The sequence below is a fragment of the Pseudomonas sp. LY-1 genome (genome assembly GCF_053502595.1).
In genome coordinates this window covers 2,481,986-2,507,721 of the sequence record NZ_CP094353.1, presented here as the reverse complement: position 1 = coordinate 2,507,721, position 25,736 = coordinate 2,481,986, and the positions used below count along the sequence as shown (strand labels likewise).

Genomic DNA, 25,736 nt, shown 5'->3' with positions numbered 1-25,736 from the left:
CTCAGCCAGGTTACATCGCCGGTATTCGCAGCAACTTCATCAGCGGTGCAGATGAGCAATCCCTGGCTCGCACGCACTACAAACATTATGTAACACTGCCAGCATGAGCCTCGGTCGATAAGGATTGTTCACCGCCATGCCTGGACAGCATCCACTGATTCAAAAACTGTACGAATTCGTTTACGCAGAGCAGGCTGCCAACCTGCAAAAACTGGGTGATATATGGGAACGTGCCTTGCAGGACAAGCTGTTGCAAGGGTGGACACAGGGCTTTATTCGCCTTGAACGCAGCGAAAATCCCAAACAACTGTGGGCCCACCTAGACGACAACGAATCGCGCTTTCGCACAGGTGACCTGCTGCGGTTGCACCTTGGCGATGCCCGGGGGCAAGTATTGTGTCAGGGCATGAAGTTCGAAAAGGAAGAGGATGACCGCTGGCTGCTCAGCTCAGATCGGGCAATGTTTGTCTGGGATGACTATCAGGAAGGTCACTGCTACGCCGACCCGGATGGCATTGATCTGACCCCTAGGTACATTCAAGCCCTACAAGACATAGAAAGTGACTCACTGGGCAACAACGCAATTTTGCCACTGCTCGGCAATACGCCGGACATTAGCTTCAATGACGCTGACGTTGAATACGGCGAGCAAACTGCGCTCGGAGAAGGTTGTAACGAGAAACAGGCGTATGCCGTGGGCCTTGCCTTGGGCGCGGAACAGATTGCCTGCATTCAAGGCCCACCGGGTACCGGAAAGACCCGAGCGCTGGCCCTGATCGCTCAACTGCTGGTAGCACGCGGCGAACACGTGCTCATCACTTCACATACGCATATGGCAATCAACAACGCCCTTAGTAAGATCGCTGCGCGCAATGTGCCGACCCTCAAGGTTGGCGGCCGCCGGGAAGACCTCGACAAGAGCGTGGATTGGGAAGCCGAACCAGCCAATTGGGAGCATATGCCTGACGCAGGCCAAGGCTATGTGATTGGCGCAACACCCTTTGCGACTTGCAGCTCATTGGCCAATTACAGTTTCGACACCATCATCTTCGACGAAGCCAGCCAGATCACCCTGCCTCTCGCCTTGATGGCAATGCGCAAGGGCAAACGATTCATTTTCATCGGTGACCAAAAACAACTACCTCCTGTGCTGCTTTCATGCTCGATTCTGTCCAAGGAGTCCATGTCGGTGTTCGCGCGCCTGACAGCCCAAGACGCCGATCACACGGTGATGCTGGAAGAAACCTACCGAATGAATCGCTGGCTGACAGAGTGGCCCAGTCAGATGTACTACAGCGGACAATTACAGTCTGCGGGGCATAACAAAAACCGACGGCTGATGGTCGGTCATCAGAAGGCCGTCAGCGAAGCGCTCAATCCGCAAGCCTGTGCAGTTTTCATCGCTACGCAAGACGTAAAGGCCAGGAACCGAAACCCGACGGACGCAAAGTACGTCGTCCAGTTGTGCAAAGAAGCGCACGAACTGGGACTACCACTGCACGAAATCGGTATTGTCACACCCTATCGTGCTCAAGGTCGCGCGATCCGCCAGGCACTCGCGAAACAGTTCGGTCGTGATGCCGCCAATACAGTCGTGGCCGATACCGTCGAGCGCATGCAAGGTCAGGAGCGCGAGTTGGTCATTCTGTCGCTGGCCAGTGGCGACGAGGCCTTTATCAGCGCAATAGGGGAGTTTTTCTTCCAGCCCGAACGCCTGAACGTTTCCATCACTCGTGCGATGACCAAGTTGATAATCATCGGCCCGGAACTGACTCGCGGGATTGCCTGCTCCAACGATGTCGTACAGGTCTGGGCCGAGCAATACCGCCAGTTGATCAGCCAATGCCATAAAGTCGAGTTTGCGCGATGACCCTGTTCATACCTGAATGGCAGCGCAGCAGTGGCTCACGATTGCAATGCAAGCGCGTACTCAAGAAGCTTGAGGGTGATTACGTCGTACGCCAATGCATTACGCAGGGCATCTGGTCGCCAGACTTCTTCCTGCAACGCGATGAGCTTGAGTGGCTGGCGCTGATGGTATGCGAGCTGCAGTTCGACACGCTAGATCCGAGTCAGTTGTTTATAACCGCAGAGCAAACAGCATTCAGCCAGATGTTGGAGAAGCTGTCGACATTCGAGTCACTGACGGATATCCCTGCCATGCGCAAGCTGGTAGTGATGTGGGGCTGCGACTCGGATCAGTGTAAAGCTTTGTGGTCGAGGCATTGCGAAGGCCGTGGCATATGGTTGATGTCAAAGAAGACATTCATTGACTCCGGCGCGGAGCAACTGCCCAAACTGCTTAAAGGCCTATCTACGGACGCCAGACAGACCATCATGGGCCATTACTTCCCAGAGGCGGAAATAGCCGGAATCCGTACTACGCGCCGTCAGTTCGTCCGCGACAATAGTGCCCGGACGCAACGCTACTTTCTGGACGTTCAGCAGGAGTGGGCCAGCAAGCTTGATCTGGAGCTACCGGATGAGCAGACAGAAATGGCAGGTGACTTTTCTGTAAGGCTGGTCAATGGTGTAGCGGGCAGTGGCAAAACGCTCATCGCTGCCAACCGCGCCCTTATCCTGGCCAGGAAGTTTCCTGACCAACGGGTGCTTATGCTGATCCACAACGTCCCAGTAGTGAAAGATCTCAAGCACCGCCTGCAACGCGTATATGGGGAAATACCGGCCAACCTCACCATCATCACAGCGCTGAGCTGGATCTCAAAGCAATGGAGGACGCTGTTCAAAGAAACCCCGAAAATGCCCAGCTACAACAAAGAAACCCTGGATCTTATCCAGCACTTTCGGAACATAGAATACCCTGACCTGAAGCCGGGTAACGAGCAACTGCTCGACGAATTCAATTTTATAAACGACACAGTGATCATCAACGAGGTTGATTACTTCAAGGTCGAACGCGCTGGCCAGGGCTTTGCGTTGCGAAAAGAGGAACGACAGCAGGTCTGGGCACTTTACGAGCGCGTAACCACCGCTCTGCTGAAACAATCCGGCCTGCGCTTGTGGAGCTCCCTGTCCCGTGATCTATGCCTGGCCAATTGCCACGACACGCTAGACGTCTATCAGCACATTCTGGTGGACGAGGCCCAGTTCTTCGCACCTTCTTGGTTCCAATTGATCAAACTCACTCTGGAAAAAACCGAGGGGACGTTGTTTCTATGTGCCGATCCGAATCAGGGCTTTCTGAAAAATCGCCTCAGTTGGAAACGCGTCGGCCTTGATGTGGCAGGTAAGACTAAAAAACTGCGCAAATCGTATCGCACAACCCAGGCAATCCTGAGCGCGGCCAATCAGATGCTGGCAGGAATCACCCAAACCGATCCGGACGATTATCTGCAACCGGACTTCGAAGGAATGGCAACGGGCACGCCGCCGCTGTTTGTTTTGTCGCACTCCCCACAGGATGCGATCGCACAGACCTGCAATGAAATTGCTGCTCACCAGAAAAGCGCTGAATGGTCTTTGTCGGGTATGTTGTTGCTGTACGGCAAAGGGATCGACAAGGCGCTATTGGTTAAAACGCTGAAGACGCGTTTTGGTGTAGACCGAATCTGGGACATGAACGATAAGCGCGCGGCGCCCGGTCATGATGAAAGTCTGCGGATCGCCACGGTAGAAAGCGCGACCGGACTGGAAGCTAATGCCGTGTTTCTGGTCGGGCTGGAAAAGCTGCTGCGAAACACTGTGCAAAGCCACAGCGTTACCGAAAGCGAGCTTGAGCAAAACGCTCGCAAGCTCTACATGGCAATGACTCGCGCAGGCCAACGCCTGGTGCTGATCTCGTCAACACCGCTTCCGGAGAAAATCGCCGGGCTGTTTGAACACACATGAGATATCACCCTCAAAACACCCAGGGTCATTGTTTAAACAATGACCCTGGAGGCTCAAGCGCTTAGAAAGCGCCCATGTAATCACGCTTGCCCACTTCCACACCGTTGTGACGCAACAGCGCGTAGGCGGTGGTGACGTGGAAGAAGAACTGCGGCAGGCCGTAGGTCAGCAGGTAGGACTGGCCGCTGAAGCGCTTCTCTTTCGGCGTGCCTGGGCGAGTGATGATCTCGATGCCTTCTTTGCCGTCGATTTGCTCGGGCTTGATGCTGTCCATAAACGCCAGGACCTTGGCGATCAGCGCTTGCAGGTCGGCGAAGGTCACTTCGTTGTCTTCATATTTCGGCACTTCGATCTCGGCCAGGCGCGCGGAAACGCCCTTGGCGAAGTCGACGGCGATCTGCACCTGGCGCACCAGTTGGAACATGTCCGGGAACAGGCGCGCTTGCAGCAAGGCGTTGGGTTCGATGTTCTTCGCGGTGGCGTGGGCTTCGGCTTTGTCCAGCACACCGCTCAGGGCGGTGAGCATTTGCTTGAAGACTGGGACGGAAGCGGCGTACAGGGAAATAGTCATGACAGTCTCATCGGTAAGGGCTGGGTTGGAACCAGCAGCGATTATAGCCATGCCGGCCGCTTGTCTTTTATTTTTTCAGGATTAGGCTAGTGCGTTCACTGCATAGGGAAAGCGCGATGACCGCTGAGCACGATACCGACACCCCTGAGCCGCGCCTGAACAGCACGGAAATCCGCATCCTGGGCTGCCTGATCGAAAAACAGGCGACCAACCCGGAAACCTACCCCCTGACCCTCAACGCGCTGGTGCTGGCCTGCAACCAGAAGACCAGCCGCGAGCCGGTGATGAACCTCAGTCAAGGCCAGGTCGGCCAAAGCCTGCGCGTGCTGGAAGGCCAGGGTTTCACCCGCCTGGTCATGGGCAGCCGCGCCGACCGCTGGGAACACCGGGTCGACAAGGCGCTGGAATTGGTGCCGGCCCAGGTGATCCTGACCGGGCTGCTGTTTCTGCGTGGGCCGCAGACGGTCAACGAACTGCTGACCCGCAGCGGGCGCATGCATGACTTCGAAGACGCCGACCAGGTCGTACACCAGTTGGAACGCCTGATTGCGCGGGGGCTGGCCGTGCTGGTGCCGCGCCAGGCGGGGCAACGCGAGGATCGCTATACCCACGCGCTGGGCGACCCGGCGGATATCGAGGCGATTATCGCGGCGCGCGGCAACCCGGTGGAACGCGGGGCCGGCGGGGTCTCAGTCGAGCGCATCGAAGAGCTGGAAGCGCGGATTGCCGCGCTCGAAGAACGGCTGGCACAGCTGGAACAGGCCTGACACGCTCAACCCCCTGTAGGAGCCGGCTTGCCTGCTCCTACAGGTGATTGGCCGCGCTGTTCAGCCTCGCGCAAACGCGACGGCGCTTTCGAACTGCTCCTGGGTCGGCCGCACCCCGGTGTACAACACAAACTGCTCCAGCGCCTGGATCGCGATCACTTCCAGCCCGGTGATCACGCGCTTGCCTTGGGCACGTGCGCGCACGATCAACGGTGTTTCCGCCGGGATCGCCACCACATCGAACACAGTCTGCGCCTGGTCCACCGCGTCAGCCTCGAAAGCCAACTGATCGGCCTCGGCCCCGCCGGTCATGCCGATCGGCGTGACGTTGATCAACATCTGCGGGCGCAGATCGCCCAATTGCGCCTGCCATTGATAACCCAGGCTCTGCGCCAGCGCCCTGCCCGCCGCTTCGTTACGCGCCACGATCACGCCATTGGCATACCCGCCGTCGCGCAGGGCACTGGCCACGGCTTTGGCCATGCCGCCGCTGCCGCGCAGGGCAAAGGTCGAATCTGTCGGCACTGCATGCTTTTTCAACAGTTGCGCGATGGCGATGTAGTCGGTGTTGTAGGCCTTGAGATGGCCGGCCGTGTTGACGATGGTGTTCAGGGACGCGATGGCTTTGACCGAACTGTCCAGTTCGTCCACCAGGGCAATACTGGCCTCCTTGAACGGCATCGACACCCCGCAACCGCGAATCCCCAACGCCCGGATACCGCCGATCGCGCCGGCTAAATCCTGGCTGCTGAAGGCTTTATAGTAGAAATTCAGACCCAGTTGTTCATACAAATGGTTATGAAATCGCAGGCCGAAATTCCCGGGACGCGCCGACAGTGACATGCACAGTTGGGTATCCTTGTTGGGGTGCATCTGCATGGGTAACTCCTTGAAGTAAGCAAATCGGTACAGACCTTACACAACCTTTACCAATCGGCCGTGCTGTTTTTCAGAAATACGTTGTCTTAAAAGTATCCCGCGACATTACTTGAGCCAATTGATTGCAGGCCACAAGCGCAGGGGCTAACCGAGGAATGACCATGATTCGTAAAATCCCCAAGATCGCCTTGCTTATCGGTACACTCGCTATGGCAGGCCAAGCCTCCGCCCACGGTGGTGGATGGGGTGGTCCGGCCGTCTTGGGTGCGTTAGTCGGCGCCGCCGTCGTAGGCTCCGTGGTTGCCAGCCAACCCCGTGAAGTCTATGTGCAGCAGCCGGTGTATGTGCAACCGCAACCGGTTTACGCCGCACCGCCGCCTGTGTACTACGCACCGCCGCCGGTGTATGTGCAACAACAGGTCTATTACCGCCCGGCGCCGGTGTATTACGGCCCACCACGTGGCTATTACGGCCACCCCCACGGCTATTATGGCCGCGGTTGGTAAGCTTGAACCGATCTGCCTGAACCGGCCTCGCCCACCCGCGAGGCCTTTTTTTGCATGGCGTTTTATTGCACATCGTGCGGATTGATCGTACCAAGGTCGTTATAAGGACAATGGCCGAGTCGTAATCCCACATCATCGAAGCCGAAAGTCTACTTGCCCGACCGGGTCTCGCGCTGTCATGTTTGTGTCACGACTCACTTTCACTATCCCACCTCTGAACCCGATAACAACAAGGACGGCTGACCATGCCCACGCAAAACCCACACCACGTAGCCGGACTCTGTACGTCCAGCAAGGTCTACAGCGCACTGACCGAACTCAAGCACCTGGAAGGCCACCGCAGCGCAAAATTCCTCGCGCTGCTGACCGAAAGCCTGGTGCGCAAAGGCCTGCTCAATGAGCAAGAAGTGGTACACATGCTCGATCAAGTGGTGGAGTGACGCCTGGCGTTGATGTCGACTATCAAGCCGGGTGATTTTTCCTCGACGCTGGCACCCCGTAAGGTGACCCTCATAGCGATTGGAGGTCCATATGCCCACTATTCAGATCATGTCCGTCATCGGCAGCGCCGTTCCTGCCCCCCTGCGCAAGCTGGGTGTACTCGCCTGCTGGTACCTGATGCACGATGGCGAACCCGTCAGCGGCCCGCTCACCTCGTTATCGGCTGCCGAGCAACAAGCGGCAACCTTCAGGCTGCGCGCCTGAGGCCTAGGGCAACGGCAACTTGAGCCGCGGCTTGCTTTCGACAAACAACGCCCAGCTGGACATGAACAACGCCGCCACCAGCGGCCCGATCACAAAGCCGTTGAGGCCGAACACCGACAAGCCGCCCAGGGTCGAGATCAGAATCAGGTAGTCCGGCATCTTGGTGTCCTTGCCCACCAGAATCGGGCGCAGCACGTTATCCACCAGGCCGATGACGAACACACCGAACAGGCTCAGCACCACGCCTTGCCAGATCGCCCCGCTCAGCAGGAAGTACGCCGCCACCGGCCCCCACACGATCCCCGCGCCCACCGCCGGCAGCAGCGACAAAAACGCCATCAGCACCGCCCAGAGCAACGCGCTGGGAATGTCCAGAAACCAGAAGATCAAACCGCCCAACGCCCCTTGGGTCACGGCAACCAGCACGTTGCCCTTGACCGTGGCGCGCACCACGCGGTTGAACTTGAGTTGCAGGCGGCGCTTTTGCGGCTCGGCCAGCGGCACCGCCGTGCGGACTTTTCGCACCAGCTCCGGGCCGTCACGCAGCAGGAAAAACAGCAGATACAGCATGATGAAAAAACTCACCAGGAAATCGAACGTGCCCTGGCCAAAGCTGAACGCCTGACTGGCGAAGAACTGGCTGCCCTGCATCGCACTCTTGACGATTTTCTCGCGCAGGCTTTCCAGGTTGCCCATGCCGAAGCGATCCAGAAGGTGCTGAAAATAAGGTGGCAGGAAGTTCTTGAACTGTTCGATATACCCGGCCACGTCCAGCTTGCCGCTTTCGACATTTTTATACAGCGTGGCCCCCTCCTGCACCAGCAAGGCGCTGGTGATGATCACCGGCAGAATCGCAATCACCAGGCACACCGTCAGGGTGGCCAGGGAGGTCAGGTTGCGGTTCCAGCCTGATTTCACCTGCAGGCGCCGCTGCATCGGGGCAAAGATGATGCCCAGGATGACCGCCCAGAACACCGCGCCGTAAAACGGCAGCAATATCCAGATAAAGGCAACGGTCACCAGGGCCAGCAGTAACAGCAGAGTCTTGAATTGCAGGTTGGTTTGATTCATGTCCGATCCAGGTCAAAAAAGCCGGGCGCGCGCTTGCGTCCAAGTGCTTAGTCCGTCGCAAATCCCGGGAGTGCCTTTTTTGTTGCAGCAAGCGTAGACCTGGATCAATAAATCCCTGCACGCGTTCGGCTACGCTCGCGGCCTTTTGGGCCCCACTCCCCATGTCTCTCGTCCTTGCACCCGAACTGCTCGCCCCCGCCGGCACCCTGAAAAACATGCGCTACGCCTTCGCCTACGGCGCCGATGCGGTATACGCCGGCCAGCCGCGCTACAGCCTGCGCGTGCGCAACAACGAATTCGACCACGCCAACCTGGCCCTGGGCATCGAGGAAGCCCATGCACTGGGCAAGCGTTTCTACGTGGTAGTCAACATCGCGCCGCACAACGCCAAGCTGAAGACCTTCCTCAAGGACCTGGCCCCGGTGATCGCCATGGGCCCGGATGCGTTGATCATGTCCGACCCCGGGCTGATCATGCTGGTGCGTCGCCACTTCCCGATGATGCCCATCCACTTGTCGGTGCAGGCCAATACCGTGAACTGGGCCAGTGTGGAATTCTGGCAACAGCAGGGCATCTGCCGGGTGATCCTGTCGCGGGAATTGTCCTTGGAAGAGATCGGCGAAATCCGCGAGCAAGTGCCGGCCATGGAGCTGGAAGTGTTTGTCCATGGCGCGTTGTGCATGGCCTATTCCGGGCGCTGCCTGCTCTCCGGCTATATGAACAAGCGCGACGCCAACCAAGGCACCTGCACCAATGCCTGCCGCTGGAAATACCAGGCCACGCCGGCGGTGGAAAACGTCACCGGCGATATCGTCCAGGAATATCAGCCGGAACCCACACTGGGCATTGGCGCGCCGACCGATCAGGTGTTCCTGTTGCAGGAGGCCAACCGCCCGGATGAACAGATGCCCGCCTTCGAAGACGAGCACGGCACCTACATCATGAACGCCAAGGACCTGCGTGCGGTGCAGCATGTGGAGCGTCTGACCCACATGGGCGTGCATTCGTTGAAGATCGAAGGCCGCACCAAGTCCCACTTCTACTGCGCGCGCACCACCCAGGTGTATCGCCAGGCCATCGATGACGCCGTGGCCGGTCGCGAATTTGACCGCAACCTGATGACCAACCTGGAGTCACTGGCCCAACGCGGCTACACCGAAGGTTTCCTGCGCCGCCATGTACACGACGAGTACCAGAACTACCAGAACGGCAGTTCGGTGTCGGAACGTCAGCAGTTCGTCGGCGAATTGACCGGCGAGCGCCGGGGCGAGCTGGCGGAGGTCAAGGTGAAGAACCGCTTTGCGGTGGGCAATCACCTGGAACTGATGACCCCCGCCGGCAACTTTCACTTCGACCTGGCCACCCTGCACAACGCCAAGGGCGAAGCCATCGAAGTGGCGCCGGGGGATGGGCACACGGTGTATGTGCCCTTGCCGGCGCAGATGGATCTGCGTTTCGGCCTGTTGATGCGCGACGTCGAGTAACCCCGCTCAGATCCTGAACTGGGCCACCAGTTGGCCCAAGCGCTGGCCGAGGTCGGCCAGGCTGCGCGACGTCTGGGCGCCCAACTGGGTTTCATCGGCCACGCTGTCGACCGCCACGGCAATCTGATGCACGCTGCGGTTGATCTCTTCGGCGACCGCGGTCTGTTCTTCGGCGGCGCTGGCAATTTGCGCGTTCATCGAGTTGATGGTGCCGATCAACTGCGCCATGGTGTCCAGCGACGCCCCGGCTTCGTTGGCTTGGGCCGAGGTGCCGTCCCCGGCATCGCTGGAGCGGCGCATGGCCTCCACGGCGGCGACGGTGCCTTTTTGCAGGCGGTCGATCATGCCCTGGATTTCCTGGGTGCTGGTCTGGGTGCGACTGGCCAGGGCACGCACTTCGTCGGCGACCACGGCAAAGCCGCGACCGGCCTCCCCCGCCCGCGCCGCTTCGATCGCGGCGTTAAGGGCCAACAGGTTGGTCTGCTCGGCTATCGAGCGGATGACGCCGAGCACGCTGACAATCGACGACACGTCCTGCTGCAAGCTGTCGAGGGACACGCCGCTGCTGCGGATATCGTTCACCAACGCATGGATCTGCGCGATGCTGCCGTCCACCACGCGCTTGGCGGCCTGGCCCTCGGCGTCGGTCTGTTGCGCAGCCACGGAAGCGCCTTGGGCACTGCGCGCCACTTCCTGGGCGGCGGAAGACATTTGATTGATCGCGGTGGCCACCTGGTCGGTCTCGTGACGCTGACGCTCCATGGCCTGCTCCGAACGCTGCGCCTGGTCGGACACCTGGCCCACCAGCCCGGTGAGTTGCGCGGTCATTTCGGTGATCTGGCGCACCAAACCGTGGATCTTTTCGACAAACCGGTTGAAGGCCCCGGCCAGATCGCCCAGCTCATCCTGGCTGGTGATAGCCAGGCGCCGCGTCAGGTCGCCCTCACCGGCAGCGATATCGTCGAGGTTGGCTTTCATCAGGTGCAGCGGACGCAGGATGGTATTGGCCAGGACCATGCCCGCCGCCGCAATCACCAGCAGCACCAGCACGGCCACACCGAAGATACTCAGCAATACGCCCTCCATGCGTTTCTTGACCTTGGCCTCGACCACCGCCACCTGGGCATCGATGCCATCCAGGTTGACCGAGGTGCCGATGACCATGTCCCACTTGGGCAGGTACTCGGTGTAGCCGAGCTTGGGCACCAGTTCGGTCTGGCCGGGCTGGGTCGAGCTGTATTGCAGGTAGTGGGTGCCGTCCTTGCCGACCTTGACCAGGTCGCGGTTGACGTAGACGCCATTCGGGTCGCGGTTGTCCTTGAAGCTCTTGCCCACGCCGTCCGGGCTGTTGCCCTTGAACAGGCGGATGGTTTCGGAGTCGTAGCCGAAGAAGTAGCCATCCTTGCCGTAGCTGGTATTGGACAGCAGCTTGACCACATCGGCACGCGCCGCCGTATCGCCCGGGGCGGCGGCGTCGTAGAGCGGCTTGATGGTGGTCATGGCCACTTCCACATAACTCTGCAGAGTGGCCTTGGCGGCGTCGAGCAGGTGCTGGCGGGTCTCATCCACCTCGTTGCGCGCTTGCCCCTTGAGGATCCACACCGTGGTCAGGCTGATCACCAACGCAAACAACAGCACCGGCACGATGGCCAGGCACAGGACTTTGACCTTCAGGCTCAGACGCATGGCTTTTCTCTCTTATTAGTGGCGGCTTGAGAGGTTAACGGCCAGTTGCGCGGATTCTGTAGGACGACCTCGTCAGAGCGTCATCGCCGCCACCCAGCCAAACACCAGCAGCGGGATGTTGTAATGCAGGAATGTCGGCACCACGGTGTCCCAGATGTGGTGGTGCTGGCCGTCGATATTCAGGCCGGACGTCGGGCCCAGGGTCGAATCCGACGCCGGCGAACCGGCATCGCCCAAGGCGCCGGCCGTGCCGACGATGCACACAATGGCCAGCGGGCTGAAGCCCAGTTGCACACACAGCGGCACGAAAATCGCGGCCAGGATCGGCACCGTGGAAAACGACGAACCGATGCCCATGGTCACCAGCAGCCCCACCAGCAACATCAGCAACGCCCCGATCCCACGGCTATGGCCGATGAGCGCCGCCGACGTTTCCACCAGCGAGCGCACGTCTCCGGTGGCCTTGAGCACTTCGGCGAAGCCTGAAGCGGCGATCATGATGAAGCCGATCATCGCCATCATCTTCATGCCTTCGGTGAACAGGTCGTCGGTCTCGCGCCAGCGCACAATGCCCGATACCGAGAAAATCAGGAACCCGGCCAGGGCGCCGATGATCATCGAGTCCAACCACAACTGAATGATGAACGCCGAGGCAATCGCCAGGCCGGCCACCAGCAGGGTCAGTGGGTTGTATTGCACCGCGACCTGTTCGACCCGCTCGATTTTCTCCAGGTCGTACACGCGCTTTTTACGGTAGCTGACAAACACCGCCACCAGCAGGCCGACCACCATGCCCAGCGCCGGCAGGCCCATGGCGTGGGTCACGTTGACCTGGCTGATGTCCACGCCGCTCTTGGCCACGTTGGCCAGCAGGATCTGGTTGAGAAAGATGTTGCCGAAGCCCACCGGCAGGAACATGTAGGGCGTGATCAAACCGAAGGTCATCACGCAGGCGATCAGGCGACGGTCCAGTTGCAGTTTGGTCAGCACATACAGCAACGGCGGCACCAGCAGCGGGATAAACGCGATATGAATCGGCAGGATGTTTTGCGAGGCGATCGCCACCACCCACAGCAGGCCGATCAGTAGCCATTTGACGTGGCTGCCGCCGCTGGCTTCCTGGCGATCGACCAGCAGCAGCGCCTTGTCCGCCAGGGCATGGGCCAGGCCGGACTTGGCAATCGCCACCGCGAAAGCGCCGAGCAATGCGTAGGACAAAGCCACTGTCGCGCCACCACCCAGCCCACCGTTGAAGGCCTGGAGCGTGGCGTCGATGCCCAGGCCACCGGTCAGCCCGCCCACCAGGGCGCCGACGATGATGGCGATGACCACATGCACGCGGGACAGGCTGAGCACCAGCATGGTGCCGACCGCGGCGATGACTGCGTTAATCATGGTTACCTCAAGCAAAAAACAAAATACAGGCATGCCCGCACCCGCGCGGCCATGGAGGATGACTGCCGGTGAGCAGGCTGGAAGGAGGTCTTATTAGAGGGCGCGCACTTTGCAGCAGGCGCGGTCGCATGTCAAAAAACGGCGTCGCCTGCAAATTTAAATTGAACGTTTGAATAAAGAAAAAAACATAGCCGCCGATATAAAGGCTCTCTATGTTTTCAGGTAAAGGATGCTCCGCGATGTCCCTCAGACAGCTGTCCATTCAATGGAAAATCACCCTGCTCGCCGGCCTCTGCCTGCTGGGGATCGTGACCCTGCTGGTGGGTCTGTCGCTGTATCGCATGGAACAGAGTTCGCAGCAGGTCAAAGCCTCCAGCATGCACATGCTCGACGAAGCGGCCCGGGCGCGTATCGAAGCCCAGGGCGAAGCGCAGGCGCTGGGCATCCGCCAGCAGTTCATGGATGCCTATCAATACGGTCACGGGTTTTCCCGCCAGGTGCTGTTCCTGCGCGAACAGGCGGAAAAGCGCTTCCTTGACGCCTTCGACACCCGTGAAGACTTGACCCGCCAGGTCAAGGCCGCCTTGCAGGCCAACCCCGACCTGCTCGGCTTGTCCCTGGTTTTCGAAGCCAATGCCCTGGACGGCAAGGATGAGCTGTTCGTCAACCAGCCAGAGCTGGGCAGCAACGACAAAGGCCGATTCGCCCTCTATTGGTCACAGCCGACGCCCGGCAAACTCACCGCCATGTCGCTGCCCGAAAGCGACATGTCCGACACCAGCGTCGGCCCGAGCGGGGAAAAGGCCAATGCCTGGTTCACCTGCCCGCGCACCACCCTTAAACCGTGTGTGATCGAACCGTACTTCTATGTCATCGACGGCCAAAACGTACTGATGACCAGCCTCGTGTTCCCGCTGATGGTGAATGGCAAAGTCATTGCCTCGCTGTCGGTGGACATCAACCTCAACAGCCTGCAGGCGGTGAGCCAGCAGGCGAGCCACACGCTGTATGACGGCCAGACCCAGGTCAGCATTCTCAGCGCCACCGGCTTGCTGGCCGGCTACAGCCCGGATGCGAGCAAGCTCAGCCAGCGCCTGGACCAGGTCGACACCGCCAGCGGCGCGCAATTGCTCAGCGCCCTGGCCGGCAGTACGCGGATCAGCAGCCTGCGTGCCGACCATCGACTCAAGGTCCTGGCACCGTTCACGCCGATCCCCGGCGGCAAGCCGTGGGGCGTGTTGCTGGATGTGCCGGAAAAAATCCTGGTGGGCCCGGCCGAAGCGCTCAAAGCGCAACTGGACGCCGACAACGCCCGCGGCACCCTGCTCGAGTTGAGCCTGGGCCTGCTCGCCGCCGTGATCGGCCTGGGGCTGGTGTGGCTGATGGCGCGCAGCGTGACCCGGCCGATCCTGAGCGTGGCGCACATGCTCGAAGACATCGCCAGCGGCGAAGGCGACCTGACCCGCCGCCTGGACTACGCCAAACAGGACGAGTTGGGGCAACTGGCCGGCTGGTTCAACCGCTTCCTCGACAAACTGCAGCCGATCATCGCTGAGGTCAAACGCTCGGTGCAGGACGCCCGCGGCACCGCCGACCAATCCGCCGCGATCGCCAGCGAAACCAGCGCCGGCATGGAGCAGCAATACCGCCAGGTCGACCAGGTGGCCACCGCCTCCCATGAAATGAGCGCCACCGCCCAGGACGTCGCCCGCAGTGCGGCCCAGGCCGCCCACGCCGCGCGCGATGCCGACCAGGCCACCCGTGACGGCCTGCAGGTGATCGACCGCACCACCACCAACATCGGCCATCTGGCGGCGGACATGAGCACCGCCATGGCCCAGGTTGAAGGCCTGGCGACCAACAGTGCGCAGATCGGCTCGGTGCTCGAAGTGATTCGCGGCATCGCCGAGCAGACCAACCTGCTGGCCCTCAACGCCGCCATCGAAGCGGCCCGGGCCGGTGAGGCCGGCCGTGGGTTTGCCGTGGTCGCCGACGAAGTGCGCAACCTGGCGCGTCGTACCCAGGAGTCGGTGGAAGAAACCCGCCTGGTGATCGAGCAACTGCAAAGCGGCACCACCGATGTGGTCGGCGCCATGGGCAACAGCTATCGCCAGGCCCAGAGCAGCGTCGAACAAGTCGGCGAGGCGGTCACCGCCCTGCGCCAGATCGGCGCCGCAGTCACAGTGATCAGCGACATGAACCTACAGATCGCCAGTGCCGCCGAAGAGCAAAGCGCGGTGGCCGAAGAGATCAACAGCAACGTGGCGACAATCCGCGATGTCACCGAGTCGCTGTCAGAACAGGCCAACGAATCGGCACGGGTCAGCCAGGCGTTGAACCACCTGGCCAATCAGCAACAGGGGTTGATGGATCATTTCCAGGTGTGAGTGACCGACACCAACGCTGAAGAAAATCCAATGTGGGAGGGGGCTTGCCCCCGATTGCAGTGGGTCAGTCAAAGGCTACATCGACTGATTCACCGCTATCGGGGCAAGCCCCCTCCCACACTTTTGATCGGCTGGTCATCGCCTGGCCATGATTAATACATGTAAACGATGTCTCCGGTTTCAAACGTAAAGAATGTCTCCGGTCTGCACCGGGGTAAGCCCCTCCCCCCATTTTTGATCGACCTCAGCGTTTGGGCAGTTCGATCAGCACCTTGAGCCCGCCCAGTTGGCTTTCCTGCAACTGCAACACCCCGCCCCACACCTCGACGATATCACGCACGATCCCCAGGCCCAGGCCATGGCCGTCGGTCTGCTCGTCCAGGCGCGTACCACGGCTGAACACCCGGTCGCGCTGGGCTTCGGGAATGCCGGGGCCGTCGTCTTCCACCGCCAGCAGGTAACTGTGCGGCGTCTCGCCGATGCTCAGGCGCACCTGCGCATCCGCCCATTTGCAGGCGTTGTCCAGCAGGTTGCCGAGCAGCTCCAGCAGGTCTTCGCGGGCCCAGGGCAATTGCAGGCCAGGGACGGCGTGGTGGCTCAAGTCCAAGTGGTCGCCGTGGACCATGTTCAGGGTCGCCAGCAGGCCAGGCAGTTCGTTCGCGCAATCAAACAAGGCGCCCGGCAGGGTGTCGCCGGCCAGGCGTGCGCGGTTGAGTTCGCGGTCGAGGCGCTGTTGCACCTGTTCAAGCTGTTCGCGCAGCAGCGTGCGCAAGCGCGGCTGATCCTTGAGCGCGTCGCTCGACGCCGCGCTCAACAGCACCGACAGCGGGGTTTTCAGCGCGTGGCCGAGGTTGCCCAGGGCATTGCGTGAGCGCTTGAGGCTGTCTTCAGTGTGAGCCAGCAGGTGGTTGATCTGCGCCACCAGCGGTTCCAGCTCCTGCGGCACCTGGGTGTCGAGTTGCGAGCGCTGGCCCTGTTGCAGCTGGGCGATCTGGTTGCGCGCAACTTCCAGCGGGCGCAAGGCGCGACGGACCGTGACCCGTTGCAGGATCAACACCAGCAACAGGGCCGCCACCCCCAGCACCAGGCCGATCTGACGCATCAGCCGAAAGCTTTCACGCACGGGCGTGTAGTCCTGGGCCACGCTGATGGAAATCAATTGGCCGAAGCGCTTGTAGTCCGAACGCAGTACCAACAGTTGCTGGCCTTCCGGCCCCAGTTGCAGATTGCCCTTGAGCCCGGCCGCGGGCAGGCGTGGCAACTCCTGGTCCCACAACGAGCGGGAGCGCCAGTGGGTGTCAGCGAAATCGATACGGAAATAATGCCCCGAGAACGGCCGCTGATAGGCCGGCGCCAGGCGTTGCTCGTCGAGTTGCACGCCATTCGGCCCGCGCACCAGCGCCACCAGCAGGTTCTCGCTGTCGTTGCGCAGACCGGCCTCCAAATAGCGCTGCAAACCGGCTTCGAACAACCACAGGCTGGTTTGCGCCAGCACCACGCCGACCACCACCATCACGCTGATCAGCCCCAGGCTCAGGTGCCGCTGGATCGACTTCATGCAGGACTGGCGCCGAACCGGTAACCCTGGCCGCGCCGGGTTTCGATCACGCTGCGGCCCAATTTGCGGCGCAGGTGGTTGACGTGGACTTCAAGCACATTCGAATCGCGCTCGGTCTCACCGTCATATAAATGCTCGGCCAGATGGCTTTTCGACAGGATCTGTTGCGGGTGCAACATGAAATAGCGCAGCAAGCGAAACTCGGCGGCGGTCAGTTGGATTTCGTCGCCGTCGCGCAGCACGCATTGGCGCCCTTCATCCAACTGCAGGCCGGCCGCTTGCAAGGTCGGCTGGTTGACCTGGCCATGGGAGCGGCGCAACAGCGCCTGGACACGCAGGTGCAGTTCTTCGGGGTGAAACGGTTTGCTCAGGTAATCGTCGGCGCCGGCCTTGAGCCCTTCGATGCGCTCGGCCCAGGAATCGCGCGCGGTGAGGATCAGCACCGGGGTGGCCAGCGCGGCCGCGCGCCATTGCGCCAACACCTCGAGCCCGGGCAAGCCGGGCAGGCCGAGGTCGAGAATGATCAAGTCATAGGGTTCGCTGCGGCCCTGGTACGCGGCATCGCGCCCATCGGCCAGCCAATCGACGGCATAGCCCTGGCGCTGCAGGCCGGCCAGCAGTTCATCGGCCAGCGGTACGTTGTCTTCCACCAACAGCAGGCGCATCAGTCTTCCTCGTCTTTGATCAGCGCACCGCTGGTGGCGTCGAGTTTGATCTCGCGCACCACACCGTCGGTCGTCACCAGTTCCACCTCATAGGCATATTGCTCGTCCTTTTTCTCAAGCTCGGCCTCCAGCAGCCGCGAGCCGGGGTGGCGCGCCATGGCCTGCTGCAACAGTTGCTCGAGCGGCAGGATCACCCCCTGCTGGCGCAGTGCCAAGGCTTCGTCCTGGTTGAGGTCGCGGGCTGACAGGCTTGAGCAAAACGCCAGGAGCACCAGCCCCGCCCAGCCAGCGGCGCGTCGATATACCTTCATTACGTATCCTGATGATTCTTGAGCACATGCCCGGTGAGCGCGTCCAATTCAACCTCCCATTCGATGCCGTCGACATCCTCCAGTTCGACCTCGTAGAGGTACTTGCCGTAGACCTCGTCCAGGTCGGTGTCCAGCAGCGTCGAACCGGGATGCAAGGCCAGGGCCGTGGCGTCCAGCTGATCGAAGGCGACAATAGTAACAGTGCCGGGCCCGCAGAGTGACTTGTCGGGGTCGACTGCCTGGGCCTGTGCCGCCAAAGAGGCAATGAACCCGGCGGCGACCAGCATTGTAAGACGCTTCATGCTGAGTCTCCGTTTCACGATATTTGTCCTACGCCCGCCAGGGTATCCGCGGCAACTTAACTGAAACTGAATTGCCACCATGGCAATTCGCGTCACCCGCGTTTTCCTTCACCCGGCGAGATTTTCTATACTGCCCCGCTCGCTTCAACAGAGACCGGTATGACAGCCATCCACATCAAGTTTCCCGCCCTGACCCTCAAGGCCGGCAAGCGCGCCTTTGCGCGCATTCGCGAGCAAGGCCTCAAGCCTGCCGATGTCGGTATCCTTCCCGGTGCGGCAGGCGGGCCCAAGGCCTTGGGCATCCAGGGCCTGGACCTGGCGCTGTTCGGCGAGTGGCTGCCCCGCGCGCCGCGCGAACGTGCGCTGATCGGTGCCTCCATCGGTTCCTGGCGGTTTGCCAGCGCCTGCCTGCCCGACCCGGTGCAAGGCCTGCTCGACCTCGGCCGCCTGTACAACGAGCAACGCTTCGCCAAAGGCGTGACCATGGCCGAGGTCAGCCAGAGCTGCCGGCGCATGCTCGATGACCTGCTGGCCGGGCGCGATGCGCGGGTGCTGGACAACCCCGACTATCGGCTGAACATCATGGTGGTCAAGAGCCACGGCCTGCTCGCCGATGACCACCGCGGGCGGCTGGGCCTGGGCCTGTCGTCGGTGATTGCCGACAACCTGCGCGGCCGCGCGCGGCTGTCGCGGCATTTCGAGCGGCTGATCATCCATGACCCGCGCCAGGCGCCGCCGGTGCATGCGCTGCGGGATTTTCCGTCGCGCTTCCTCGACCTGAACCTGGGCAACCTGCGCCAGGCGCTGCTGGCGTCCGGCTCGATTCCCCTGGTGATGCAAGGCGTGCGCGACCTGCCTGGTGCCGGTGCCGGCACCTACCGCGACGGCGGCCTGCTGGATTACCACCTCGACCTGCCCTACCACGGCGATGACATCGTGCTGTACCCGCACTTCACCGACCGGGTCATCCCCGGCTGGTTCGACAAGGGCCTGCCGTGGCGACGCAGCAATCAACAAGGCTTGCAGGACGTGTTGCTGCTGGCGCCGTCGAAGGACTACCTGGCCCGCCTGCCCCACGGCAAACTGCCGGACCGCAGCGACTTCAAGCGCTTTCTGGGCGATGACGCGACTCGCAACAAATACTGGCAAACCGCAATGAGCGAGAGCCGGCGCCTGGGCGATGAGTTTCTGCAACTGGCCGACCAGGGTGGCCTGGGCGAGCGCTTGCAGGCGCTTTGACCCAGCGGTATGCGCGAGGCGCGATGTAGCTGTTAAACTCGCCGCCTGCCAGAAACCTGACCGAGCTGAAAAATACTGTGGAAATCTTCAAGGAATTTACATTCGAATCCGCCCACCGCCTGCCCCACGTGCCAGACGGCCACAAATGCGGGCGCCTGCATGGGCATTCGTTCAAGGTGGCGATCCACCTGAGCGGCGACCTGGACCCCCATACCGGCTGGATTCGCGACTTCTCGGAGATCAAGGCGATTTTCAAGCCGCTCTATGAACGCCTCGACCACAACTACCTGAACGACATCCCCGGCCTGGAAAACCCCACCAGCGAAGTACTGGCCAAGTGGATCTGGACCGAATTGAAACCCCTGCTGCCCGAACTCAGCGCGATTCGCATCCACGAAACCTGCACCAGCGGCTGCATCTATCGCGGCGAGTAACCCTCACGTCAACGCCCTGCGGGAGCGCCCCATGGAAAACACCTGGCTGGCCCAGGCCAAACGCTTGCAGGCATTGGCGTCCACGGGGCTGCACTTTTGCACCGACGACTTCGAACGCGAGCGCCTGGAAGAAATTGCCGAGATCGCCCACAGCATGCTCGCGCAATTGGGCAACGTGCCGCTGGAGCGCATCAGCGGGCTGGTCCCGGATTTCGCCCAGCGCTATTCGACGCCAATGATCGATGTCCGCGGCGCAGTGATCGACGGCGAGCGCATTCTGCTGGTGCGCGAGGCGACCGATGGTTGCTGGGCACTGCCGGGGGGCTATGCCGATATCGGTCTGTCGGCCGCAGAAAACATCGTCAAGGAGATCCGCGAGGAAGCCGGGCTGACCGTGACGGCGCGGGCGCTCTACAGCGTCACGCACAAGGCCAAGGGCTTGTATCGCCCGGATGTGCGGGACTTCTACAAGCTGTATTTCCTGTGTGAACGGGTCGACCAACTGGCGCCGACGGCCGGGTTCGAAACCACCGAGGTGGGCTTTTTCGCCCTCGACGACCTGCCGCCGCTGTCCCGTGGGCGCACCATCGAAAGCGATCTCGAGGCGGCCTTTGCGTTTCATCGCGGCGAAACCACGCTGACGCTGTTCGACTGATCCAATTTGTATCACCGCTGCACCGCTTTCGTGCCCGATTGGGCACCGCGACCACTCCCGCCCGCGTTCCGCGCCTGTCTGGCGATAAATCCTGTGCATACTGCACAACACCCACCGTGCGCCCGTCACTGCTGCTCAATTGGCACGCGCGGTGCAATAGGCCTGCGTCACTCATTCAGGGAGCAAGGCACATGACGCAGCAAGAACCGGGCAACGATTACCCCCTCAGCGAAGTCCCGATGCACGCACGCAAGGGCCTGGCGTCCACCGCCATGGTGCTGCTGGGCTTCACCTTTTTCACCGCGACCATGTTTGCCGGCGGCAAGCTGGGCGTGGCATTCAGTTTCGTCGACATGCTCGGCGTCGTGGCCTTGGGTAACCTGCTGTTGGGCATTTATGCCGCAGGCTTGGGTTACATCGCGTTCAAGAGCGGCCTGAACTCGGTGCTGATGGGGCGCTTCTGTTTTGGCGAAGTCGGCAGCAAGCTCAGTGATTTGATCCTCGGTTTCACCCAGATCGGCTGGTACGCCTGGGGCACCGCCACCGCCGCCGTGGTGCTGGGCAAATATTTCGAGCTGAGCCAGGGCAGCGTGCTGGTGCTGATGGTGCTGTTTGGCCTGCTGTTCTGCGCCACGGCCTACGTGGGCTATCGCGGGTTGGAGATTCTGTCCTACATCGCGGTGCCGGCCATGGGCATTCTGTTGTGCCTGTCGATGTGGGTCGCCACGGTGAAAGTCGGCGGGCTGCAAGGCTTGCTGGCGGTGGTGCCGACGTCGGAACTGGACGTGTCGACGGCGATCACCCTGGTGTTCGGCACCTTTGTCAGCGGCGCGACCCAGGCCACCAACTGGACGCGCTTTTCGCGCTCGGCCAAGGTCGCGGTGCTCGCCAGCCTGATCGGTTTTTTTGTCGGCAATGGCTTGATGGTGCTGATCGGGGCTTATGGCGCCATCGTCTATCAACAGCCCGACGTGGTGGAGGTGTTGCTGCTGCAAGGCTTTGCCACGGCCGCGATGGCGATGTTGCTGCTCAATATCTGGAGCACCCAGGACAACACCATCTACAACTTCGCCGTGGCCGGTTGCAACCTGCTGCGCACCCGCCGCCGCAAGACGGTGACCCTGGCAGGTGCGGTGATCGGCACGCTGCTGGCGCTGCTCGGCATGTACGACATGCTGGTGCCGTACCTGATCCTGCTGGGCACGGTGATTCCACCGATTGGCGGGGTGATCATGGCGGACTTTTTCTATCGCTACCGCGGCCGCTACCCGCGCCTGGCCGATGCGCGCCTGCCGGCGTTCAACTGGCCGGGGTTGACCGCCTACGCCGTGGGCACCGTACTGGCATTCAATTCGCCCTGGGTGGCGCCGTTGGTGGGGATCGTCGCCGCGTCGCTGACCTACATGTTACTCAGCGCCGTACTGCGCGTGCGGGCACCGTTGGCTGACGCACAGGCATGAGCCTGACCATCGCCGATGTGCTCGCCCTGCCGGGGCTGGATTCCCTGTGCCTGCGCGCCGGGGCGGCGGGCCTGGAGAATGCCGTGCGCTGGCCGTATGTCGCAGAGAACAGCGGCATCGCCGAGTGGGTGCTGGGGGGTGAACTGGTGTTCGTCACCGGTATCAATCACCCACGGGACGAAGCGAATTTGCTGCAACTGCTGGAGGAAGCCTGCCTGCGTCAGGTGGCCGGGTTGGTGATTCTCACCGGGCCGGCCTATATCCAGGCGATTCCCCAGCGCTTGCTGGACGCCGCCGAAGCCGCCGACATGCCGCTGATCGAACAGCCTTACTCACTGAAAATGGTGCTGGTGACCCAGGCGATCGGTTCAGCGTTGATCCAGTCCGAGCAATTGGGCCGCTCGCGGCACGATGTGCTGGAGCGGTTGCTGGCCGGTGACTATCAATCGTTGGATCTGCTGCTGCACCGCGCCGCCCAGTTGGGCATGCCCCTGGCCGGCCATTGGCAAATCGTACAGTTGCAGTTGGAGGGCAGCGACGCGTTATTTGCCCAGGGTGAGGCGGCGCAGATGGAAGCGCAGTTGGCGCGGCAACACGACAGCATTACCCGGCGCCTGCGGCAGTTGTCGGCCGCGGTGCCGGTACTCGGGCGCGCCGGCCAATGGACGTTGCTGCTGCCGGCCGCCGATGCCGTCGCGGCGCTGGCTAACCGGGAGCAACTGGCCAATTGGTTGAAGCCGCTGAACCTGCGCCTGGCGCCGCTGAAACTGTTCATCGGCCTGAGCGCCGCCGCCCACCCGCCGGCGCGCCTGGCCCAGGCGCAGGATGAAGCGCGCCAGGCGTTGGCCGCCGCGCGGCGCTTCAGCGAACGCGCCGGGCTCTGCGTGTATGACGAACTGGGCGTATTGAAGCTGCTCAGCGGCGTGCGCGATCGTGCGCTGCTCGACCAGTTTCTCAATGACCGCCTGGGCCCGTTGCTGCGCCACGACCTGCACCATGGCCCAAGCCTGCTGCCGACCCTCGAAGCCTGGTTCCACGAGAATGGTAACCTTGTGGCCGCCGCGCAGCGCCTGGCCGTCCACCGCAATACCCTGACGCACCGCGTCCAGCGCATCGAAGCCCTGTGCGGGCTGAGGCTGGATAATTCGTATGACCGCCTGGACATCGGCATCGCGCTGATGATCTGGCGGCTGTCTGCCTGATTGTTTTTAGCCAAGAGGAACTTGCCCATGCACATCATCAACGCCCGCCTGCGCAACCGTGAAGGCCTGCATGATCTGCACCTGGAACACGGCCGGATCGCCAGCATCACGCCGCAAACCACAGCCCCCACGGCGGGGCCCGACGACCTCGACGCGGCCGGCAACCTGGTGATACCGCCCTTCGTCGAACCGCACATCCACCTCGACGCCACCCTCACCGCCGGCGAGCCGCGCTGGAACATGAGCGGCACCCTGTTCGAAGGGATCGAGTGCTGGGGCGAACGCAAAGCCACCATCACCCACGAAGACACCAAGGCCCGCGCCAGGAAAACCATCCAGGCCCTCGCCGCCCACGGTATCCAGCATGTGCGTACCCACGTCGACGTCACCGACCCGGACCTCACCGCGCTCAAAGCCATGCTCGAAGTGCGCGAGGACACTGCGCACCTGATCGACCTGCAAATCGTCGCCTTTCCCCAGGAGGGCATCGAGTCGTACCGCAGTGGCCGCGAGCTGATGGAAGAAGCCGTCCGCCTGGGCGCCGACGTGATCGGCGGCATCCCTCACTTTGAATACACCCGCGACCAGGGCGTGAGTTCGGTGAAGTTCCTGATGGACCTGGCCGAACGCAGCGGCTGCCTGGTCGACGTGCATTGCGACGAAACCGACGACCCGCACTCGCGTTTCCTCGAAGTGCTCGCCGAAGAAGCGCGCAGCCGCGACATGGGCGCCCGCGTCAGCGCCAGCCACACCACGGCCATGGGCTCCTACGACAACGCCTACTGCGCCAAACTGTTCCGCCTGCTCGGGCATTCCGGTATCAGCTTCGTCTCCTGCCCCACCGAAAGCATTCACCTGCAAGGGCGCTTCGACAGTTTCCCGAAACGGCGCGGCGTCACCCGCGTCAACGAACTGCTGGAAGCCGGCATGAATGTGTGCTTCGGCCAGGACTCCATCGTCGATCCCTGGTACCCCCTGGGCAACGGCAACATCCTGCGGGTGCTCGAAGCCGGGTTGCACATCTGCCACATGCTCGGCTACCGCAACCTGCAAAACGCCCTGGACCTGGTCACGGACAACAGCGCCAAGGCCATGGCCCTCGGCGATCGCTATGGGTTGGAACCCGGCCGGCCGGCCAACCTGTTGATCCTCTCGGCCGACAGCGACTATGAGGTGATTCGCAGCCAGGGCCTGGCGCTGTACTCGATCCGCAACGGCAAGGTGTTGATGAAGCGCCAGCCGGCGCAGGTGACGTTTTTGTAGCACGCGGGGTTCGATGGACAGCCGCTAATACGACTCGACGCGATCAGCCGCGCGGCCCCGCATCGAGCTGCGGCCGCGCAGCCCCGAACAGGCTGACGCTCAGCACTGTCGCATCCTGAATCTGCAACCGAACCGGCACCGTACCGCCCGGCATCACCACCGCGACCTCCCCGCCTGCGACCCAACCGGCGCGCCACGCGGCGCACGCCACGGCACAGGCGCTGGTCCCGGAGGACGCCGTCGGCCCCTCTCCCCGCTCGAACACCCGCGCAAGCACTCGATTGCCGGACGCCTGGGCAGCCCATTGCAAGTTGACCCCGGCCACACAGGGCTGGCCACGCCCGGCAGGTGGCGCAAATGCAATCGCCTGCAAGGGCTCGAACAGTGCGCTCTGGTGCATCGACAGATTGTCCGGCAGCGCAGCGGCCTGGTACACCAACGTCACGCAATGGGGGTTGCCCACCCGCACAAACTGGCTGCGCGTCCATGCCGGGTTGATCGCCGCCAGCGCGGGCACATGGCTGAACGCCCCCTCTTCGGCGCCGGGCAGGTCCGCGCCGACCGCCAGCGGGCCGAACGCCGGCTGCCCCAATGCCAGCCAGAACCCACGCACCTGCTCGTGCAGTGCCGGTTCGACATAGGTGGCCAGCGGCGACTTCGCATCCTGTTTATCGTGATGCACCCGCAGCTCGCAGCCCTGCGTCATCAAGCCCTGATCGCTCAGCGCCTGGGCGAAGATGGTCAGGCCATTGCCACTGCGCTCCGCAAGGGAGCCGTCAGTGTTGACGATCAACAGGTCGAACGGCGGCGCCGCCTGGAACGGCCCGACCAACAACCCATCACAACGGTGCGCCTTGGCACCGGCCGGACGCGGCGAAGGCCCCCAGCCACATTCGGCGGCAATGGCCGGCAGTGCCCAAGCGTCGCGCCGGCTCGCCGCGAGGGCCGCAGTGTCGGGCACCTCGACCCCGTGGCGACGCAAACAGGCCGGGCTGACCACCCCATAGATATTGCCGCGGGCATCGTAGAACCGGGTCGTGGGGTCGCCTGGCTGAAAGTCCTTCATCGCGTCGTCCGTCCAATCGTCTGCACACAGAAGCAGCAGCGTATTACAGAACGGTCGGCGCGTGGGAAGTGGTCTGGAAGGTGCGTCATCCGCCGCAGGAAGCCTGGGGTTCAGCAATTCTCACGGGGATTACGCACCTTCCAGACCACCTCCTACACGTCGATGTCCTCTAGGTGGCAGCCAGTGTCCAGAGCGTTCCGTGCTGGCGAAAATAAAACCCGTCGCCAGCGCAAACGCCGCGTGAACCTGGCTCGCTCGATCAGGCTTGATGTGTAAGGATG

The 25,736-nt window shown here is 62.0% G+C and carries 25 protein-coding genes and 2 pseudogenes; 15 read left to right on the top strand and 12 right to left on the bottom strand.

What is annotated here, in order from left to right; genetic code table 11:
* Positions 1 to 136 precede the first annotated feature (136 nt).
* Together MOQ67_RS11605 and MOQ67_RS11600 are read left to right on the top strand one after the other, a co-directional pair.
* Complete coding sequence (locus MOQ67_RS11605; protein ID WP_017847027.1) at positions 137 to 1,870, top strand: DEAD/DEAH box helicase; 1,734 nt, start codon at positions 137 to 139, stop codon at positions 1,868 to 1,870.
* Complete coding sequence (locus MOQ67_RS11600) at positions 1,867 to 3,849, top strand: 3'-5' exonuclease (protein WP_017847026.1); 1,983 nt, start codon at positions 1,867 to 1,869, stop codon at positions 3,847 to 3,849. Before MOQ67_RS11605 ends, MOQ67_RS11600 begins: the two co-directional genes overlap by 4 nt.
* Positions 3,850 to 3,910: 61 nt before the next feature.
* Here MOQ67_RS11600 and MOQ67_RS11595 read toward each other — a convergent pair whose 3' ends face one another.
* Positions 3,911 to 4,420: a DUF1993 domain-containing protein gene (locus MOQ67_RS11595; RefSeq protein WP_017847025.1), complete on the bottom strand. Its 510-nt coding sequence runs from the start codon at positions 4,418 to 4,420 to the stop codon at positions 3,911 to 3,913.
* A 116-nt stretch (positions 4,421 to 4,536) separates the two neighbouring features.
* On the opposite strand from MOQ67_RS11595, the gene MOQ67_RS11590 reads away from it, so the two are divergent.
* Positions 4,537 to 5,187 carry a YceH family protein gene (locus MOQ67_RS11590; protein WP_017847024.1) on the top strand — a complete coding sequence of 217 codons (651 nt, stop codon included), beginning with the start codon at positions 4,537 to 4,539 and terminating at the stop codon, positions 5,185 to 5,187.
* A 60-nt stretch (positions 5,188 to 5,247) separates the two neighbouring features.
* Here MOQ67_RS11590 and MOQ67_RS11585 read toward each other — a convergent pair whose 3' ends face one another.
* Positions 5,248 to 6,066 (bottom strand): shikimate 5-dehydrogenase, encoded by an 819-nt coding sequence (locus MOQ67_RS11585; RefSeq protein ID WP_046384034.1) that lies wholly within the window; start codon positions 6,064 to 6,066, stop codon positions 5,248 to 5,250.
* Between the two features lie 155 nt (positions 6,067 to 6,221).
* On the opposite strand from MOQ67_RS11585, the gene MOQ67_RS11580 reads away from it, so the two are divergent.
* The 3 genes from MOQ67_RS11580 (at position 6,222) to MOQ67_RS11570 (ending at position 7,277) form a co-directional block, all read left to right on the top strand.
* Positions 6,222 to 6,572: a hypothetical protein gene (locus tag MOQ67_RS11580; RefSeq protein WP_198718160.1), complete on the top strand. Its 351-nt coding sequence runs from the start codon at positions 6,222 to 6,224 to the stop codon at positions 6,570 to 6,572.
* A 245-nt stretch (positions 6,573 to 6,817) separates the two neighbouring features.
* Positions 6,818 to 7,012 (top strand): hypothetical protein, encoded by a 195-nt coding sequence (locus tag MOQ67_RS11575; protein ID WP_017847021.1) that lies wholly within the window; start codon positions 6,818 to 6,820, stop codon positions 7,010 to 7,012.
* Between the two features lie 91 nt (positions 7,013 to 7,103).
* On the top strand, positions 7,104 to 7,277 hold the full coding sequence (locus MOQ67_RS11570; protein ID WP_017847020.1) for a hypothetical protein: 174 nt from the start codon (positions 7,104 to 7,106) through the stop codon (positions 7,275 to 7,277).
* Positions 7,278 to 7,280: 3 nt separating this feature from the next.
* Here MOQ67_RS11570 and MOQ67_RS11565 read toward each other — a convergent pair whose 3' ends face one another.
* Positions 7,281 to 8,348, bottom strand: a complete 1,068-nt coding sequence (locus tag MOQ67_RS11565; protein WP_017847019.1) for an AI-2E family transporter — start codon at positions 8,346 to 8,348, stop codon at positions 7,281 to 7,283.
* Positions 8,349 to 8,509: 161 nt separating this feature from the next.
* On the opposite strand from MOQ67_RS11565, the gene trhP reads away from it, so the two are divergent.
* On the top strand, positions 8,510 to 9,832 hold the full coding sequence (gene trhP / locus MOQ67_RS11560) for a prephenate-dependent tRNA uridine(34) hydroxylase TrhP (RefSeq protein ID WP_026140032.1): 1,323 nt from the start codon (positions 8,510 to 8,512) through the stop codon (positions 9,830 to 9,832).
* A 6-nt stretch (positions 9,833 to 9,838) separates the two neighbouring features.
* Here trhP and MOQ67_RS11555 read toward each other — a convergent pair whose 3' ends face one another.
* From MOQ67_RS11555 to MOQ67_RS11540, 4 genes and pseudogenes are all read right to left on the bottom strand, one after another.
* The gene (locus MOQ67_RS11555) at positions 9,839 to 10,594 is read right to left on the bottom strand and encodes a methyl-accepting chemotaxis protein (protein ID WP_371918425.1); all 756 of its coding nucleotides are present in this window, start codon (positions 10,592 to 10,594) and stop codon (positions 9,839 to 9,841) included.
* Positions 10,595 to 10,696: 102 nt separating this feature from the next.
* Positions 10,697 to 11,518 (bottom strand): annotated as a pseudogene (locus MOQ67_RS11550) (cache domain-containing protein); the annotation flags it as partial.
* Positions 11,519 to 11,590: 72 nt separating this feature from the next.
* Positions 11,591 to 12,910 (bottom strand): Na+/H+ antiporter family protein, encoded by a 1,320-nt coding sequence (locus tag MOQ67_RS11545; RefSeq protein ID WP_162231498.1) that lies wholly within the window; start codon positions 12,908 to 12,910, stop codon positions 11,591 to 11,593.
* A gap of 10 nt (positions 12,911 to 12,920) precedes the next feature.
* Positions 12,921 to 13,175 (bottom strand): hypothetical protein, encoded by a 255-nt coding sequence (locus tag MOQ67_RS11540; protein WP_126585859.1) that lies wholly within the window; start codon positions 13,173 to 13,175, stop codon positions 12,921 to 12,923.
* On the opposite strand from MOQ67_RS11540, the pseudogene MOQ67_RS11535 reads away from it, so the two are divergent.
* Both MOQ67_RS11535 and MOQ67_RS11530 read left to right on the top strand, forming a co-directional pair.
* Positions 13,126 to 14,442 (top strand): annotated as a pseudogene (locus MOQ67_RS11535) (HAMP domain-containing protein); the annotation flags it as partial. The gene MOQ67_RS11540 and the pseudogene MOQ67_RS11535 sit on opposite strands and share 50 nt — an antisense overlap.
* Before the next feature lie 102 nt (positions 14,443 to 14,544).
* The gene (locus MOQ67_RS11530) at positions 14,545 to 15,300 is read left to right on the top strand and encodes a methyl-accepting chemotaxis protein (protein WP_376741854.1); all 756 of its coding nucleotides are present in this window, start codon (positions 14,545 to 14,547) and stop codon (positions 15,298 to 15,300) included.
* A 244-nt stretch (positions 15,301 to 15,544) separates the two neighbouring features.
* Here MOQ67_RS11530 and MOQ67_RS11525 read toward each other — a convergent pair whose 3' ends face one another.
* Genes MOQ67_RS11525 through MOQ67_RS11510 form a run of 4 tightly spaced genes read right to left on the bottom strand, consistent with a single transcriptional unit; the run spans position 15,545 to position 18,136 of the window.
* On the bottom strand, positions 15,545 to 16,858 hold the full coding sequence (locus MOQ67_RS11525; protein ID WP_046483182.1) for a sensor histidine kinase: 1,314 nt from the start codon (positions 16,856 to 16,858) through the stop codon (positions 15,545 to 15,547).
* On the bottom strand, positions 16,855 to 17,523 hold the full coding sequence (locus MOQ67_RS11520) for a response regulator transcription factor (RefSeq protein WP_017847013.1): 669 nt from the start codon (positions 17,521 to 17,523) through the stop codon (positions 16,855 to 16,857). Before MOQ67_RS11520 ends, MOQ67_RS11525 begins: the two co-directional genes overlap by 4 nt.
* The gene (locus MOQ67_RS11515) at positions 17,523 to 17,834 is read right to left on the bottom strand and encodes a PepSY domain-containing protein (RefSeq protein WP_017847012.1); all 312 of its coding nucleotides are present in this window, start codon (positions 17,832 to 17,834) and stop codon (positions 17,523 to 17,525) included. Before MOQ67_RS11515 ends, MOQ67_RS11520 begins: the two co-directional genes overlap by 1 nt.
* Positions 17,834 to 18,136: a PepSY domain-containing protein gene (locus MOQ67_RS11510; protein WP_046483184.1), complete on the bottom strand. Its 303-nt coding sequence runs from the start codon at positions 18,134 to 18,136 to the stop codon at positions 17,834 to 17,836. The genes MOQ67_RS11515 and MOQ67_RS11510 overlap by 1 nt, the downstream gene beginning before the upstream one ends.
* A gap of 159 nt (positions 18,137 to 18,295) precedes the next feature.
* Here MOQ67_RS11510 and MOQ67_RS11505 point away from each other — a divergent pair, with 159 nt between their 5' ends.
* The 6 genes from MOQ67_RS11505 (at position 18,296) to codA (ending at position 24,389) form a co-directional block, all read left to right on the top strand.
* Entirely contained in the window at positions 18,296 to 19,375 is a 1,080-nt protein-coding gene (locus MOQ67_RS11505; protein WP_046483187.1) for a hypothetical protein, read from the top strand.
* Between the two features lie 77 nt (positions 19,376 to 19,452).
* Positions 19,453 to 19,809, top strand: a complete 357-nt coding sequence (queD, locus tag MOQ67_RS11500; protein ID WP_017736453.1) for a 6-carboxytetrahydropterin synthase QueD — start codon at positions 19,453 to 19,455, stop codon at positions 19,807 to 19,809.
* A 31-nt stretch (positions 19,810 to 19,840) separates the two neighbouring features.
* A complete protein-coding gene (locus tag MOQ67_RS11495; RefSeq protein WP_017847009.1) occupies positions 19,841 to 20,464 on the top strand; it encodes an NUDIX hydrolase in 624 nt (207 codons plus the stop codon).
* Positions 20,465 to 20,655: 191 nt separating this feature from the next.
* Positions 20,656 to 21,924, top strand: coding sequence for a cytosine permease (gene codB, locus MOQ67_RS11490; protein WP_104903549.1), 1,269 nt, complete (start codon positions 20,656 to 20,658; stop codon positions 21,922 to 21,924).
* Positions 21,921 to 23,126: a PucR family transcriptional regulator gene (locus MOQ67_RS11485; RefSeq protein ID WP_046384045.1), complete on the top strand. Its 1,206-nt coding sequence runs from the start codon at positions 21,921 to 21,923 to the stop codon at positions 23,124 to 23,126. Before codB ends, MOQ67_RS11485 begins: the two co-directional genes overlap by 4 nt.
* A gap of 27 nt (positions 23,127 to 23,153) precedes the next feature.
* Positions 23,154 to 24,389, top strand: a complete 1,236-nt coding sequence (gene codA, locus MOQ67_RS11480) for a cytosine deaminase (protein WP_198718157.1) — start codon at positions 23,154 to 23,156, stop codon at positions 24,387 to 24,389.
* A 43-nt stretch (positions 24,390 to 24,432) separates the two neighbouring features.
* Here the strand turns inward: codA and MOQ67_RS11475 are convergent, their stop codons facing one another.
* On the bottom strand, positions 24,433 to 25,455 hold the full coding sequence (locus tag MOQ67_RS11475; RefSeq protein ID WP_198718156.1) for a diaminopimelate epimerase: 1,023 nt from the start codon (positions 25,453 to 25,455) through the stop codon (positions 24,433 to 24,435).
* Positions 25,456 to 25,736 lie beyond the last annotated feature (281 nt).

Excerpts from the sequence above, each read along its gene's own strand:
- codB (WP_104903549.1), top strand. The coding sequence starts at position 20,656 with ATGACGCAGCAAGAACCGGGCAACGATTACCCCCTCAGCGAAGTCCCG.
- MOQ67_RS11590 (WP_017847024.1), top strand. The coding sequence starts at position 4,537 with ATGACCGCTGAGCACGATACCGACACCCCTGAGCCGCGCCTGAACAGC.
- MOQ67_RS11530 (WP_376741854.1), top strand. The coding sequence starts at position 14,545 with ATGGAGCAGCAATACCGCCAGGTCGACCAGGTGGCCACCGCCTCCCAT.
- MOQ67_RS11600 (WP_017847026.1), top strand. The coding sequence starts at position 1,867 with ATGACCCTGTTCATACCTGAATGGCAGCGCAGCAGTGGCTCACGATTG.
- MOQ67_RS11520 (WP_017847013.1), bottom strand. The coding sequence starts at position 17,523 with ATGCGCCTGCTGTTGGTGGAAGACAACGTACCGCTGGCCGATGAACTG.
- MOQ67_RS11585 (WP_046384034.1), bottom strand. The coding sequence starts at position 6,066 with ATGCAGATGCACCCCAACAAGGATACCCAACTGTGCATGTCACTGTCG.
- MOQ67_RS11485 (WP_046384045.1), top strand. The coding sequence starts at position 21,921 with ATGAGCCTGACCATCGCCGATGTGCTCGCCCTGCCGGGGCTGGATTCC.
- MOQ67_RS11575 (WP_017847021.1), top strand. The coding sequence starts at position 6,818 with ATGCCCACGCAAAACCCACACCACGTAGCCGGACTCTGTACGTCCAGC.
- MOQ67_RS11570 (WP_017847020.1), top strand. The coding sequence starts at position 7,104 with ATGCCCACTATTCAGATCATGTCCGTCATCGGCAGCGCCGTTCCTGCC.
- MOQ67_RS11475 (WP_198718156.1), bottom strand. The coding sequence starts at position 25,455 with ATGAAGGACTTTCAGCCAGGCGACCCCACGACCCGGTTCTACGATGCC.
- MOQ67_RS11505 (WP_046483187.1), top strand. The coding sequence starts at position 18,296 with ATGACAGCCATCCACATCAAGTTTCCCGCCCTGACCCTCAAGGCCGGC.
- MOQ67_RS11495 (WP_017847009.1), top strand. The coding sequence starts at position 19,841 with ATGGAAAACACCTGGCTGGCCCAGGCCAAACGCTTGCAGGCATTGGCG.
- trhP (WP_026140032.1), top strand. The coding sequence starts at position 8,510 with ATGTCTCTCGTCCTTGCACCCGAACTGCTCGCCCCCGCCGGCACCCTG.
- MOQ67_RS11525 (WP_046483182.1), bottom strand. The coding sequence starts at position 16,858 with ATGAAGTCGATCCAGCGGCACCTGAGCCTGGGGCTGATCAGCGTGATG.
- MOQ67_RS11595 (WP_017847025.1), bottom strand. The coding sequence starts at position 4,420 with ATGACTATTTCCCTGTACGCCGCTTCCGTCCCAGTCTTCAAGCAAATG.
- MOQ67_RS11580 (WP_198718160.1), top strand. The coding sequence starts at position 6,222 with ATGACCATGATTCGTAAAATCCCCAAGATCGCCTTGCTTATCGGTACA.
- MOQ67_RS11510 (WP_046483184.1), bottom strand. The coding sequence starts at position 18,136 with ATGAAGCGTCTTACAATGCTGGTCGCCGCCGGGTTCATTGCCTCTTTG.
- MOQ67_RS11605 (WP_017847027.1), top strand. The coding sequence starts at position 137 with ATGCCTGGACAGCATCCACTGATTCAAAAACTGTACGAATTCGTTTAC.
- MOQ67_RS11540 (WP_126585859.1), bottom strand. The coding sequence starts at position 13,175 with ATGGACAGCTGTCTGAGGGACATCGCGGAGCATCCTTTACCTGAAAAC.
- MOQ67_RS11565 (WP_017847019.1), bottom strand. The coding sequence starts at position 8,348 with ATGAATCAAACCAACCTGCAATTCAAGACTCTGCTGTTACTGCTGGCC.
- MOQ67_RS11515 (WP_017847012.1), bottom strand. The coding sequence starts at position 17,834 with ATGAAGGTATATCGACGCGCCGCTGGCTGGGCGGGGCTGGTGCTCCTG.
- MOQ67_RS11555 (WP_371918425.1), bottom strand. The coding sequence starts at position 10,594 with ATGGAGCGTCAGCGTCACGAGACCGACCAGGTGGCCACCGCGATCAAT.
- codA (WP_198718157.1), top strand. The coding sequence starts at position 23,154 with ATGCACATCATCAACGCCCGCCTGCGCAACCGTGAAGGCCTGCATGAT.